The organism is Arsukibacterium sp. (assembly GCF_041616895.1).
In the GTDB taxonomy this organism is placed as follows: Bacteria; Pseudomonadota; Gammaproteobacteria; order Enterobacterales; family Alteromonadaceae; genus Alishewanella.
The window spans coordinates 1-13,138 of record NZ_JBFJPY010000029.1 but is presented as its reverse complement, the minus strand read 5'-3'; the positions used below and the strand labels follow the sequence as shown (position 1 = coordinate 13,138).

The 13,138-nt window shown below is 48.4% G+C and carries 13 protein-coding genes; 10 read left to right on the top strand and 3 right to left on the bottom strand.

The window, feature by feature from the left end:
- The 8 genes from ABY802_RS07030 (at position 1) to purF (ending at position 9,881) form a co-directional block, all read left to right on the top strand.
- Positions 1 to 1,032 carry an aspartate-semialdehyde dehydrogenase gene (locus ABY802_RS07030; RefSeq protein WP_372626325.1) on the top strand — a complete coding sequence of 344 codons (1,032 nt, stop codon included), beginning with the start codon at positions 1 to 3 and terminating at the stop codon, positions 1,030 to 1,032.
- Positions 1,033 to 1,255: 223 nt separating this feature from the next.
- A complete protein-coding gene (locus ABY802_RS07025; protein WP_372626324.1) occupies positions 1,256 to 3,982 on the top strand; it encodes a FimV/HubP family polar landmark protein in 2,727 nt (908 codons plus the stop codon).
- An 85-nt stretch (positions 3,983 to 4,067) separates the two neighbouring features.
- On the top strand, positions 4,068 to 4,847 hold the full coding sequence (truA, locus tag ABY802_RS07020; protein WP_372626323.1) for a tRNA pseudouridine(38-40) synthase TruA: 780 nt from the start codon (positions 4,068 to 4,070) through the stop codon (positions 4,845 to 4,847).
- 142 nt (positions 4,848 to 4,989) lie between these two features.
- Positions 4,990 to 5,862, top strand: coding sequence for an acetyl-CoA carboxylase, carboxyltransferase subunit beta (gene accD / locus ABY802_RS07015; RefSeq protein ID WP_372626322.1), 873 nt, complete (start codon positions 4,990 to 4,992; stop codon positions 5,860 to 5,862).
- A gap of 18 nt (positions 5,863 to 5,880) precedes the next feature.
- Positions 5,881 to 7,155: a bifunctional tetrahydrofolate synthase/dihydrofolate synthase gene (gene folC / locus ABY802_RS07010; protein WP_372626321.1), complete on the top strand. Its 1,275-nt coding sequence runs from the start codon at positions 5,881 to 5,883 to the stop codon at positions 7,153 to 7,155.
- Positions 7,152 to 7,802: an SPOR domain-containing protein gene (locus tag ABY802_RS07005; protein ID WP_372626320.1), complete on the top strand. Its 651-nt coding sequence runs from the start codon at positions 7,152 to 7,154 to the stop codon at positions 7,800 to 7,802. Before folC ends, ABY802_RS07005 begins: the two co-directional genes overlap by 4 nt.
- A gap of 58 nt (positions 7,803 to 7,860) precedes the next feature.
- Positions 7,861 to 8,349, top strand: coding sequence for a CvpA family protein (locus tag ABY802_RS07000; protein WP_290611162.1), 489 nt, complete (start codon positions 7,861 to 7,863; stop codon positions 8,347 to 8,349).
- Positions 8,350 to 8,369: 20 nt separating this feature from the next.
- Positions 8,370 to 9,881 (top strand): amidophosphoribosyltransferase, encoded by a 1,512-nt coding sequence (gene purF / locus ABY802_RS06995; RefSeq protein ID WP_372626319.1) that lies wholly within the window; start codon positions 8,370 to 8,372, stop codon positions 9,879 to 9,881.
- Positions 9,882 to 9,966: 85 nt separating this feature from the next.
- Here the strand turns inward: purF and ABY802_RS06990 are convergent, their stop codons facing one another.
- Positions 9,967 to 10,569, bottom strand: coding sequence for a Yip1 family protein (locus ABY802_RS06990; RefSeq protein ID WP_372626318.1), 603 nt, complete (start codon positions 10,567 to 10,569; stop codon positions 9,967 to 9,969).
- A gap of 195 nt (positions 10,570 to 10,764) precedes the next feature.
- Between ABY802_RS06990 and miaE the strand changes: the two genes are divergently transcribed.
- Positions 10,765 to 11,556 (top strand): tRNA isopentenyl-2-thiomethyl-A-37 hydroxylase MiaE, encoded by a 792-nt coding sequence (miaE, locus tag ABY802_RS06985; RefSeq protein ID WP_372626317.1) that lies wholly within the window; start codon positions 10,765 to 10,767, stop codon positions 11,554 to 11,556.
- Here miaE and ABY802_RS06980 read toward each other — a convergent pair.
- Positions 11,534 to 12,283 carry a UDP-2,3-diacylglucosamine diphosphatase gene (locus ABY802_RS06980; RefSeq protein WP_372626316.1) on the bottom strand — a complete coding sequence of 250 codons (750 nt, stop codon included), beginning with the start codon at positions 12,281 to 12,283 and terminating at the stop codon, positions 11,534 to 11,536. The two genes, miaE and ABY802_RS06980, sit on opposite strands and share 23 nt — an antisense overlap.
- 13 nt (positions 12,284 to 12,296) lie before the next feature.
- Positions 12,297 to 12,791 (bottom strand): peptidylprolyl isomerase, encoded by a 495-nt coding sequence (locus ABY802_RS06975; RefSeq protein WP_372626315.1) that lies wholly within the window; start codon positions 12,789 to 12,791, stop codon positions 12,297 to 12,299.
- 140 nt (positions 12,792 to 12,931) lie between these two features.
- Here ABY802_RS06975 and ABY802_RS06970 point away from each other — a divergent pair.
- A partial coding sequence (locus ABY802_RS06970) for a class I tRNA ligase family protein (protein ID WP_372626314.1) occupies positions 12,932 to 13,138 on the top strand: 207 nt, incomplete at its 3' end.

Here is a 13,138-nt window from a genome sequence, read left to right as displayed (position 1 = left end):
ATGACATCGCAATACTCATCACAATACAATGTGGCGATTTTAGGCGCAACTGGTCTGGTTGGGCAACATTTGATAGAAATTCTGGAGCAACGTAATTTCCCGGTAGCACAATTATTTCCGCTGGCCAGTAGTCGTTCTGCCGGTGGCACCGTGACCTTCAAAGGCGAGAAAATAACGGTACTGGATGCCGACAGCTTTGACTGGAGCCAGGCGCAAATCGGTTTGTTTTCAGCAGGAGGCAGTGTTTCTGCCATTTACGCACCAAAAGCCGCCGATGCCGGCTGCGTCGTTATCGATAATACGTCACACTATCGCTACGATGCAGATATTCCGCTGGTGGTGCCTGAGGTAAATGCTTCGGCTATCGCTGATTTTCGTAACCGCAATATTATTGCCAATCCAAACTGTTCAACAATTCAGATGTTAGTGGCGTTAAAGCCGATTTATGACGCGGTGGGGATCAGCCGGATTAATGTGGCAACCTACCAGTCGGTAAGTGGAGCAGGGCAGTCAGCCGTCGATGCACTGGCGTCAGAAACGGTGCAACTGATGAACGGCCGGCCACTGGAGGGCGAAGGCCAGTTTGCCCGCCAGATCGCGTTTAATGTTATTCCACAAATTGATGTTTTTATGGATAACGGCTACACCAAAGAAGAAATGAAAATGCATTGGGAAACCCAGAAAATATTTGCCGACAGCAGTATTGCGGTAAATGCGACGGCGGTAAGAGTACCGGTATTTTATGGTCATGCAGAAGCAATACACATTGAAACCCGGATGCCCATTAGCGTGGAACATGCCAAAGCATTACTGGCCGATGCACCTGGCGTTGTGCTACTTGAGGATAATGCTGACTTTCCCACTCAGGTTTGTAGTGCTACTGGTAAAGACGAAGTATTTGTCGGCCGCATCCGGCAGGACATTTCCCATGAAAATGGCCTTAATCTGTGGGTAGTCGCCGATAACATTCGAAAAGGCGCCGCTACCAACAGCATTCAGATTGCTGAGCATCTTATCAGCGATTACCTGTAATAAAAGGCTCCAAATGGAGCCTTTTTTCTGGTTTAGGGTTATGCTGGTAACAATGTCGTTACTGTTTTATATTTTGCTGAGCACATTATTGGTAAATAGTGTATTAATCTTGGAACGCTGTTTGAAGATCTTGGAACGCTGTTTGCATCAGTTTTTTGGAATAAACCAGTGTTGTCATGCATAAAGCATAACTCAGTATAAGTTGCCCGGGTAAGGAAAGGTAATGCCACTTCGTCTCTTGTCTTTATTGTTAGTTGTCAATTTTTCGGCGCTGCTGGCGGCAAGTGCATTTGCTGATGAACCTGCGTCAACGCCTTTACGAGGTCCTAAAAGCGCAGACACTGCGCTTATGCAGCGGCAGTTAGGGCCGCTAAGTGCTACCGACACCTTGTGGCGAATTGCTGAGCAAGTTAAACCTGAAGGCGCTAATGTCAGCACCTATCAGGTGATGTATGCTATTTACCTGAAAAACCCTCAGGCCTTTATTGATGGCAATCTGAACCATCTGCGTCCCGGCTCTACCATACAATTACCTCAGCTGCGGGAAATCCGCTTGGTGGATAATAACGTTGCACGTGCCAAATCAGATGCCGATGACAGGGCCTGGGCAGCGCGCGCCAGCCGTCAGGCTAACCCTCAGCAAAATAGTGCTCAGCAAAATAATGCTCAACAGGCCCAGAGTTCCGCGGTGTCTGCTGCACAATTACAACAGCTTACCGAATTAAAAGATCAGTTTGGCAATTCGCTGCTAATGATAGAAGCGATTGCCAGAGAAAATAACCAGTTGAAGTCTACCTTGACTGAGGTTCAGACCGAGTTGTTAGCGCTGCAACAGCAGTTAGGCGAAGACAGTAGTTTGCAGCAGCAATTAAACACGTTGCTAAAGCAACAAGCTGACATCCTTGCCGCGCAGCAGGCACAGGAACAGCAGGCAGCAGAGGCTGCCAAGTTATTGGCTACAGAGCAGGAGCAAAGTGCCAGTATCTTCAATAACCCGATAACCTGGGTGTTGGCAGCGTCTATTCCAGCACTGATTATCCTATCGTTGGTCGTCTTGTGGTTAAAACGCCGTGGCCAGCAAACCGAGGCTGCGGTAGTTGCCGCGACCAGTTCCGCTGTGCCGCCGGCAGACTACAAGTCGCCTTTACCGCCACTGGATGACAATGATGCAGACGATAGCGGCTTATTTGATATCGATGAAAGCTTGCTTGACGATGCATTTGCAGATAGTGGTGATTTCGGCGCAGCCGACGTACTGGACGATAGCTTGCCCGACTTTAACGATGATGCCTTGCTGGATGACAGTGATCTATTAGACGACGATATCCTACTGGATGACGACAGTTTACTGAGCGCAGGCGAACAAAAAACCACTGCTGCTGAAGATGATCTGCTAAACGATGTTCTGGGTACACCTGAGCTGACTGATGAACCAGCAGCGAGTGAATTTGATGCCAACAATATTCTATCAGACAGTGATTTAAACGCATTACTGTTGGCAGAAGATGACGACGATACGATTATAGAACTTGATGAAGACGAGTTTGATCTGGGCAATGATGACGCAGATATATCAGTCGCTGCGCCGCAGCATGTCGCTGAAGATCAGTTAAAGCAAGAGCTGGCTGCCACGGAAGATGAAGATGTCATTGAATTTGATGAACAGGACATGCCCTCTGCAGCGGCTGAACCGGTATCAGAACACGACCTGTTACAACCTGACCAGTTAGAGCCGCAGGAAATTGAGGAAGAGTTGCTGGAAGAAATTGAACTTGATCTTCCGGATGATTCAGATGACAGCGTGCCGATGGCTGAGGCAGAGCACCTTGCTGAGCCTGTAACCGAACTGGATGACGAGACTGATCTTAACATAAGCGAGGATGAACACATCCTGGTGGAAACCGACAATGACAGCGAGGCGTTAGTTAATGAGCAGTTTGCCAGTGAGCTGAGTAATGACGAGTTTACCGATGCCCAGATTAGCAACCTGGTTGAAGATCAGAACTTTGACCGGACTGAGCTTGATGCATTTGCAGAATCTCTGGCGTTAGAAGACGATGAGCAACGTGAGAAACCGGATGTCGCAGATGATGATCAGGCCTCTGAATTACTCAGTGCAGAGCTTGATGAGTTGTTACAACAAGTTGCAGCCGCTGAGCCCGAGTCCACGCCAATCGACGGAACGCCATCCGATGAAACGGCAACCGACACAGCAGAAGCTGACGCTGATGAGTTGGCTGACGATAACGATACCCTTGCTGATAACGAGGGGCCCGATAACGAAGGACCGGATTTACAAAACAACGAAGATGATTCTGTTTCAAAACCATCTGAAGCTGCCTTATCCGTTGAAAATCCGAGTAAAATACTGGATAGCTATCCGGACCTTGAACTCACTGACGAAGAAGCCAGCGACGATGATATGGCGTTGCCTGCCGACAGCGTCAGTGTATCGCTGGCCGCCGCTGATCCTGAAGCAGACCAAAGCCTGGCAAAGCTCGATGACAGTCAGTTTGACAACCTGCTCACTGAACTGGAAGCGATGGCTCAAACAACAGCTAACGATAGCGAAGAATTAAGCCTGGATGTTGACTCCGTATTCAACCCGGCAACGGATGACGAGAGCTCAGTGGCATTGTCTGATGATGACTTTGTCGAGATTGATAATTTACTGGCCAGCACTGAACAAGCGCAGCAGGATGATGGCCGTTTTGAACAATTAAACGTAGATGTCGGGTTAGACGAATTTGCTGATGTGATCGGCAATGACAACCCGCAGGATGTTGATAAAGAAGATAATGGCTATGGCGCCAAACTTGATCTGGTGCGGGCTTATATTGAGATAGATGACCTTGAAAGTGCCAGTCATATTATTACTGAAATGCTTGATTCAGACGCTCCCGAGCATGTTAAAACTGAAGCAAAAGCGCTTCAGCTAAAAACCAAATAAAGCCAACCCAGAGCCCGCTTGATTGCCGGGCTGTTATCCTGCGGACTCTGCGCTATAATCGCCGCGGTTTATCAGAGGGGGCCCCATGCGAATAGCACTAGGAATTGAATATGATGGCACCGGCTTCTTTGGCTGGCAGCGCCAGCGAGAAGTAAATAGTGTGCAGCAAGAGCTGGAAATGGCGCTGGCTAAGGTTGCCAACAGCCCGGTTGAAGTGTTTTGTGCAGGTCGCACTGATGCCGGTGTGCACGCTACCGGCCAGGTAGTTCATTTTGATACTGAGGTGCAGCGCGACGCAAAAGCCTGGATAATGGGTACCAATAGTCACCTGCCCGATCAAATCGCTGTGCGCTGGGCCAAGCCGGTATCTGACGATTTTCATGCCCGTTTCAGTGCTACCGCCAGACGCTATCGTTACATTATTTACAACCAAAAATTCAGGCCCGCGATTCTGCGCTCAGGGCTGAGTCACTATCACCAGCCACTGGATATCAACCTGATGCAACAAGCCGCACCAGCATTAATAGGCGAACATGACTTCAGCGCCTTCCGGGCGATGCAATGCCAGTCAAAAACGCCATATCGTAATGTTCATCATTTGCAACTAAGCCGGGAAGGCGACTATGTTGTGCTGGATATTAAAGCCAATGCCTTTTTACATCATATGGTGCGAAATATTACCGGGAGCTTGCTCGAGATAGGCATGGGTCGGAAGCCTGTAGGTTGGTTGAACGAATTACTGCAAAGCCGCAATCGCAATCTGGCAGCGGCAACCGCGAAGCCGGGCGGACTCTATCTGGTTGATGTCGACTACCCTGAAACTTATGCTATCCCAAACGTTGCACCAGGACCATTATTTTTATAACTGCTGCTAAGACCAGTTTTCTATATTCTGACAGCGGGTATTTATGCTTTAATAGCAGCCGTTTAGTTTTATTTCGGCGTTTTTTGACGTATTTTGTCTATTATTAGGTCTAACGCCTTATCCCTGTAGATAGGAATGTATTATGAGTTGGTTAGAAAAAATCCTGCCCAGAACCTCTACCTCGGCGCGCCGTAATATTCCCGAGGGCGTCTGGACCAAATGCAGCGCCTGTGATGCGGTGTTGTATAAAGCCGATTTGGATCGTAATTTAGGGGTGTGCCCGAAGTGTGATCATCATATGCGGGTAAATGCCCGTACCCGGCTTAACCATTTCTTCGACAGCCACTCTACGACGGAGCTGGCTGGCGAATTAGAGCCACAGGATTTACTTAAGTTTAAAGACAGCAAACGCTACAAAGATCGGATAACCGCAGCTCAGAAACAAACCAATGAAAAAGATGCCATGATTGTTATGCACGGAACGTTGCATGGTATGCCAATGGTTGCCGCATCGTTTGAATTTGAGTTTATGGGCGGGTCTATGGCGTCGGTAGTCGGTGCCAAATTTGTCGCGGGTGTGGAATATGCACTGACCCATAAAGTGCCTTTTGTTTGTTTTTCAGCCAGTGGTGGTGCCAGGATGCAAGAGGCACTTTTCTCATTAATGCAAATGGCGAAAACGTCAGCTGCGCTGGCCAAGCTCAGTGAGCAGGGCTTACCTTATATTTCTGTGCTTACCGACCCTACCATGGGTGGGGTATCTGCCAGCTTAGCGATGTTAGGTGATATTAATATTGGTGAACCCAAAGCACTGATTGGTTTTGCCGGACCACGGGTTATTGAGCAGACCGTGCGGGAAAAGCTGCCGGAAGGGTTTCAGCGCAGTGAATTTTTGCTTGAGCATGGTGCGATTGATATGATTGTTGACCGGCGGAAAATGCGCGATACTATTGCCCGTCTTATGGCCAAGTTTATGCAGTTGCCAGCCCCGGTATCTGAGCACGACGCAGCTTAGGAATATACTTAGGAAAATATGCCTGATACCTTAACGTCAAGCCAATCGTGTCACACTCTGGCCGATTGGCTTTATTTCATTGAGCAAAGCCATCCCATCGACAAAATTGAACTGGGCCTGGGCCGGGTGACTGAAGTTGCCAGGCGCGCAGAGCTTGCGCAGCTACCCGGCAAGGTGATTCTGATTGCCGGCACCAACGGCAAAGGTTCCACCGCGCGTACTCTGGAACAATTATTGTTAGCCCAGGGCTTTAGTGTCGGTGTCTACAGTTCACCTCATTTGTTGCGATTTAACGAACGTCTGCGGATAAATGGCCAGGACGTCGACGACGTGCACTGGGTTGACGCCATGAGCAACGTTGAGACGCTGCGGGGCAACATTGGACTGACTTATTTTGAGTTTACCACCCTGGCGGCTTTCGCTATTCTGCAGAAACAGCCGGTCGACTTCTGCCTGATAGAAGTGGGACTTGGCGGACGATTGGATGCAACCAATATTGTCAGTCCTGACATCAGTGTTATTACCACCATTGATCTGGACCATCAGGATTGGCTGGGTAATGATCTGGAGAGTATAGGTTTTGAAAAAGCCGGCGTGTTTCGCCAGGATAAACCAGTGGTTATTGGCGAATTACTGCCACCAGACAGTGTTCTTGCCAGAGCAGCTGCGCTTAATTGTGCTGCACTTCGGGTTAATCAGGATTATTTTTTTCAGCAAGCAGCAGATAGCTGGAGTTGGCAGTGTGGCGCTGTCAATTACCAGCAACTGCCACTGCCGGGACTGCCGGTACAAAATGTCGCGACCAGTCTGGCCGTATTAAGCCAGCTATCATTGTTACCTGAGCAGGCAGAGTTAGCCAGAGTGCTTGCAACGCTCAGCTTGGCAGGGCGGATGCAGTTTTTGCAACACCAACCCGCGATTATCATTGATGTAGCGCACAATCCGCAATCGACCCGTTATCTTGCCAACAAGCTGACAGAGCTAAAGCCGGGGTACGGCAAAGTGATTGCGTTGGTTGGCATGCTAAAAGACAAAGACATAGCACAGGCCCTGGCACCCTTGACCTCTGTAATTGATCAATGGCATCTTAGCAGTCTGCCTGGTCCTCGGGGCGCTGCCGCAGCACAATTGGCGCAGGCGCTGGTGCAGGCTGATTGTCAACAGCATCCTGACGTGGCCAGTGGATTTAGTTCTGCACGCGAATTACAGCAACAGGATGATTTACTTGTTATTTTTGGCTCATTTGTCACGGTTTCAGCGGTGTTGGCAAGCTATGATCAGGAGGCAACATGACCGCAGGCTTTAAGCACAGACTACTAGGTGCCACTATTTTAATACTAGCCGGTATCATTTTTTTACCTGATTTACTCGACGGTGAAAAACAAGTGGTAAAAGATGATTTTAAAGTAATACCCGATCGCCCCGAATTTCAGGGAGTTCAGCAAGCTGATGCTTTTGATCAGGCGGAATTTGACCGTTCCAGCAATGTTGCTGCAGTACGTGAGATGCAGGAAAATGCGCTGGATAGCGAAACCGCTGACGGTTCAGTAACCGCTCAGGACGAAGCTGAACGCTTGCCATCCCAAGACTATGCCGAGGTGACCGTAACTGCGCCAAACGACGCTATTGCCGCTGCAAAGCCGGAAACGCCAACGGAGCCTGCCGCAGGCAACCTTATGGCGGAGAATGCCTGGGTGGTTCGCGTAGGCAGCTTTAGCAATCCACAAAATGCCAATGCCCTGGTCGCGAAACTTCGCCAGGAAGGTTATGCCACGTTTACCCGGAATATTACCAATAGCAATGGTCAGAAATTGACCAGTGTTTTAGTGGGGCCCGAACTTCGAAAAGCGTCTCTTGAACAACAGGTTGAGCAATTACAGCAACTGACCGGAATAGCTCGCCTGGTCGTAAGCCGTTATCAGGTGACTGAAAATAATTAGCCAAGTTAGAGCCGGTTTGATAGAATGCGCGCCGTCATCAGGCATCCTTTGGTAGCAAATGGTTTGGGTTGATTTTGTTATACTGGCAATTATTGCCTTATCGGCTGTTATCAGTCTGATCCGTGGTTTCGTCAAAGAAGCTATCTCTCTGGTAGTATGGTTTCTGGCATTTTTCATCGCCAGTCAGTACTACCCAAAACTTGCAACACTCTTTACCAATATCACTGATCCTACTATCCGCAATGCGTCGGCTATCGCCATTCTTTTTATTTGTACGCTGATCCTGGGCGCTCTGATTAATTTTGTTATCGCTAAATTGGTGCAAAGTACCGGCTTGTCGGGAACCGACAGGGTACTCGGGCTGGTATTTGGCGCACTTCGCGGCGTATTGGTTGTCAGTGCCGTATTGTTTTTTATGGACGCGTTCACCCCGGCAGCACAAGCGTTGTGGTGGCAGCAGTCTGTGTTGATCCCCGAGTTTGGTTTTATCATCGAATGGTTTTTTGAGTATCTGGAAAATCATTCAAGTTTTATGCAAAAGCCTTAAGGCTGGCGAGGAAATAATCAATGTGTGGTATCGTTGGAATCGTAGGTAAGTATCCGGTTAATCAGGCGCTATATGATGGTCTGACAGTGTTACAACATCGGGGCCAGGACGCCGCAGGTATTGTCACAGTTGATAACAATACCCTCAGATTACGTAAAGCCAATGGTTTGGTTAAAGACGTGTTTGAAACCCGCCACATGCAGCGATTATCGGGTAACATCGGTATAGGGCATGTTCGTTATCCTACCGCAGGGTCATCCAGTACTGCGGAAGCCCAGCCGTTTTATGTTAACAGCCCATTTGGCATTGCCCTGGCCCATAACGGTAACTTAACCAATTCTCACGAGCTGAAAGAAGATATGTTCAGGTTGGCTCGTCGTCATATTAACACCACCTCTGACTCTGAGATTTTATTGAATATTCTGGCGCATGAACTGCAAGCAAAATCGACAATGCAGTTGGAGCCGGAGCAGATATTTAATGCTGTGGCCAGCGCGCACCGCAAAATACGGGGCGGTTATGCGGCGGTAGCGTTGATTATTGGTCATGGCCTGGTGGCGTTTCGCGATCCCAATGGCATCAGACCGCTGGTGATGGGTAAGCGGGAAACGGCCGCGGGTACTGAATACATGGTTGCCTCTGAGAGTGTGGCGCTTGATGCAGACGGCTTTACGGTTTTGCGGGATATCTCCCCGGGTGAAGCGGTTTACATTACTGAACAAGGCGAGTTATTCAGTCAGCAGTGTGCCGAGAACCCGAGTTATACCCCGTGTATCTTTGAATACGTCTATTTTGCCCGTCCTGACTCTACCATTGATAATATTTCAGTGTATGCCTCCAGAGTGGCGATGGGTAAGGTGCTGGGCGAGAAAATTAAGCGGGAGTGGGCGCATCTTGATATTGATGTGGTAATCCCTATTCCTGAAACAAGTAACGATGCGGCGTTAGAAATAGCTAATGAACTTGAGTTGCCATTTCGCCAGGGTTTTGTCAAAAACCGTTATATCGGTCGTACTTTTATTATGCCGGGTCAGGTGCAGCGCAAAAAATCGGTCAAGCGCAAACTTAATGCGATCTGGCAGGAATTCAAAGGCAAAAATGTACTGCTGGTCGATGATTCAATAGTGCGGGGCACCACCTCTGGCCAGATTATTGAAATGGCCAGGGAAGCTGGCGCTAAGAAAGTTTACTTTGCTTCAGCAGCACCGGAAATCCGCTTTCCGAATGTGTACGGCATTGATATGCCTTCGGCCAATGAGTTAATTGCTCATGGTCACGATGTGGAAAGCATTTGTGAAACCATTGGCGCGGATGGCCTTATATTTCAGTCATTGCCTGATCTGATCGCCGCGGTTCGCTCTGAAAACCCAGAGATTAAGCGCTTTGAAACCTCGGTGTTTGATGGCCACTATGTGACCAATGATATAGATCAGGATTATTTAAACCGGCTTGATCAGTCACGCAGTGATGATGCCAAAGCCCATACTGCAATGTCCATGGCCACAAATCTGGAAACCTATAACGAAGGTTAATTGCGGCTTAGTTTGCGGTTTCAAAATAAAAAAGGCGCTTCAGGCGCCTTTTTTAGTCAGTGTGGGTCTGTGTTACTAAAATTTGTCAGTGAGTATAAGTTGGGCCAAAGCCCGACATCCACAAGATAACGGTTGTCGCCATTAACACCGCCAACAAGGTTAACCCACCGGTAACCACGGAGCTGGCATAGATAAAGCCGCGCTCTTCCGGTATGTGCATTAAAATAGGGATACCCACGTACAGCAAATATACTGAGTACGCTAAGCCCACCAGGCCGACACTTACCACAAACCACAGCTCTGGATAAAGTGCGGCAAACCCTACCATAAACAGGGGGGTAGAGGTGTAAGAGCATAACTCTACGGTCTGGGTATACGTTGGCTCAGCGCCAAATGTATGGGCCATCCAGTGTGCCAGTAACGCCAGAGTAAATACGCCTATAATTAACGCAAAATACATCGCAACAGACATAATTAATGCACTTTGCGACGTAAGCTTTATTGGGTCACCAACCCCAATACTCCAACCTAAGTGGACGGCAGAGAAATACGCACAGATTGCCGGTATCAGCGCAACAATCATGATGTGCGCCATGCTGTAGCGAAAACTTTCATGTCTGGCATCAATGGTATGCCATTCTTCTTTCGGGTGGGCATATATGCCCCATAAATGGTTTAGTATCATCATTATTATCCTTTTTACTACGCCCCTCATATCGGGCAACTAGGTTACTAAGCCACCCTTATCTCAGTTATGACTAAATCTTGTGCATTCGTCAAGCAACTTGCACTAATTTTCAACAAAGCAACCATCCAGATCAAACTTGGTCGTTGCCGGTGCTTTGGGTATAATACGGCAACTTTTTAAGACTCAGTTCAAACTATGCAACGCAGTGAATGGCTACAACTGTTACAACCAATAAACCACTTTTTAGGTTGCACAACACCCGACGCGTGGCTGGAGCAAGCAGCACGACCAGAGAATCTGCCTATCTTGTTGCGGGACCATTTGATTTGCGAATTAAAAGCGGCGCAAAGTGCCATGTATCTTATTCGCCGGTATGCGGTGGATGACAGTAGTGCTGATGCCTTGCTGCAATGGCTGAAACCGTTTGAAGATTTTACGTATCGTCAACAAGGTGACTGGCGGGCTTTAGCGGGGCTTAGCTTGAAAAAATCGATGATCCCTCAGGCAAGCAGCCAGTATGCTCAGGATTTAATTGATAAAATGGTGCTGCTGATTAAAGAAGAGCTGCATCACTTTTATCAGGTACTTGAGGTAATGGCAGCTAATGGCATTAGTTATGAAAAAACCACGTCCAGCCGTTATGCAAAAGGCATGCTGCGCCATGTCCGCACCTATGAACCACAGGCAATGGTTGATAAACTGATTTGCGGTGCTTTCATTGAGGCGCGCTCGTGTGAGCGTTTTGCCAGGCTGGCGCCATTACTTCCGGCCCGAATTGCGGAATTCTATATTTCGTTACTGCGCTCTGAAGCACGGCATTATCAAGACTATCTGTCATTAGCCGAGCACATTGCTGAGGCCGACATTAGTGAGCGGGTAGCTTTTTTTGGCAAGGTGGAAGCGGAATTAATTAGTAACCCGGATCCTGACTTTAAATTTCACAGCGGCTGCCCAAAGCATGCCGCTAGTGATCAGTCAGCGGCGTAAATACCAGCTGCCAGTTATCAGGCGATACGGTTAAATAACTACTCTGACTATACCAGTCACCTAAAACATAACGCTCACCAGGTTTGCCATTTACGTCAACCTGATGCACTGCGGGGCGGTGAGTATGGCCGTGGATCAGTTTCAGTACGCCGGCGTTCGCCATCACTCTAGGCACCTCCTCTGGTGTCACGTCCATAATTTGCACTTGCTGCTGTGCCGCATAACGAGCCTTATTCGCTGCGCTTTTTCGGCGGGCTTTGGCTGCAATACCCTGACGGAATGTTAACGGCGTTTTTAGCAACATCCATTGCCACCAGGGCTGGTTCCACCATTTACGAAACCGCTGATAAGCAATATCCATAGTGCATAAGCTATCACCGTGCATAATGAGGGTCGGGGTGCCATACAAGTCAATGACCTGCTGCTGCGGCAATAACTGCATGCCGGCACGATGAGCGTATTGCTGGCGCAATACAAAGTCACGATTACCGTGAATAAAGTAGATGGGTACGGTCTTGCTTAACGCGGCCAGAGCCGTTGCTACCGTATCAAGTAGCGGCTCTGGATTATCATCGCCAATCCAGACTTCGAATAAGTCACCCAGAATATACAGAGCATCGGCGGCAATGGCTTTCTCGCTGAGAAACTGCAGAAAGGCCGCAGTAATGTCGGGCCGGTCTGCTGCTAAATGCAAATCTGCGATAAACAGGGTATGTGCTGTTGGCATCGAGCGCGCCGACTTACGCCAGCAACTCCGCTTTTTCAATGACTACCGGCTCAAGCGGCACATCGCTGTGACCGGCAACACGACCAGTTTTTACCTGGCGAATTTTATCAACTACATCCATACCAGCGGTGACTTCACCAAACACACAATAGCCCCAGCCCTGGCTTGATTCAGCAGTGTGGTTTAAAAAGCTATTGTCGGCAATGTTGATAAAAAACTGGCAGGTGGCGGAATGCGGATCGTTAGTCCGCGCCATGGCAATAGTCCCTTTTTTATTCGGCACTTTATTGTTGGCTTCATTTTTAATGGGGGCTTTGGTTTCTTTCTGATCCATATCCGGGGTAAAGCCACCGCCCTGGATCATAAAGCCGTCAATCACCCGGTGAAATATAGTGCCATCTAAAAAACCATCTTTAACATAGCTGATAAAGTTTTCGGCGGTAACCGGCGCTTTGTCAGCAAATAAATTAAGGGTGATAACGCCATAATTGGTATGTAAATTAATCATTGAATTGTGTCCTCTGTTTAAGTGCGGCTATTGTAACTCAGCCGGGTCATTTCATAAAGCAAGGATAGCGGCTGCAGTTTGCCGGTGGTACACTAGCGGGCTGAATGTTAAGCCGTTATAACGTCGTTTTGAGGATACTCATGTTACAAATCTACAATACCCTAAGCCGTAAAAAAGAAGTGTTTAACGCGATTGAGCCAGGCAAAGTTGGTTTGTATGTTTGTGGTATCACCATTTACGATTATTGCCACGTCGGCCATGCCCGAACCTATGTTGCGTTTGACGTGATTAACCGCTACCTGCGCTTCTCTGGCTACGATGTCACCTATGTACGTAATATTACCGAT

Bases quoted from the DNA above. Each gene is read 5' to 3' on its own strand.
- folC (WP_372626321.1), top strand. From the start codon at position 5,881: ATGCCTGATACCTTAACGTCAAGCCAATCGTGTCACACTCTGGCCGAT.
- accD (WP_372626322.1), top strand. From the start codon at position 4,990: ATGAGTTGGTTAGAAAAAATCCTGCCCAGAACCTCTACCTCGGCGCGC.
- miaE (WP_372626317.1), top strand. From the start codon at position 10,765: ATGCAACGCAGTGAATGGCTACAACTGTTACAACCAATAAACCACTTT.
- ABY802_RS06980 (WP_372626316.1), bottom strand. From the start codon at position 12,283: ATGCCAACAGCACATACCCTGTTTATCGCAGATTTGCATTTAGCAGCA.
- ABY802_RS07000 (WP_290611162.1), top strand. From the start codon at position 7,861: ATGGTTTGGGTTGATTTTGTTATACTGGCAATTATTGCCTTATCGGCT.
- ABY802_RS06975 (WP_372626315.1), bottom strand. From the start codon at position 12,791: ATGATTAATTTACATACCAATTATGGCGTTATCACCCTTAATTTATTT.
- ABY802_RS07005 (WP_372626320.1), top strand. From the start codon at position 7,152: ATGACCGCAGGCTTTAAGCACAGACTACTAGGTGCCACTATTTTAATA.
- ABY802_RS06990 (WP_372626318.1), bottom strand. From the start codon at position 10,569: ATGATGATACTAAACCATTTATGGGGCATATATGCCCACCCGAAAGAA.
- ABY802_RS07025 (WP_372626324.1), top strand. From the start codon at position 1,256: ATGCCACTTCGTCTCTTGTCTTTATTGTTAGTTGTCAATTTTTCGGCG.
- purF (WP_372626319.1), top strand. From the start codon at position 8,370: ATGTGTGGTATCGTTGGAATCGTAGGTAAGTATCCGGTTAATCAGGCG.
- truA (WP_372626323.1), top strand. From the start codon at position 4,068: ATGCGAATAGCACTAGGAATTGAATATGATGGCACCGGCTTCTTTGGC.
- ABY802_RS07030 (WP_372626325.1), top strand. From the start codon at position 1: ATGACATCGCAATACTCATCACAATACAATGTGGCGATTTTAGGCGCA.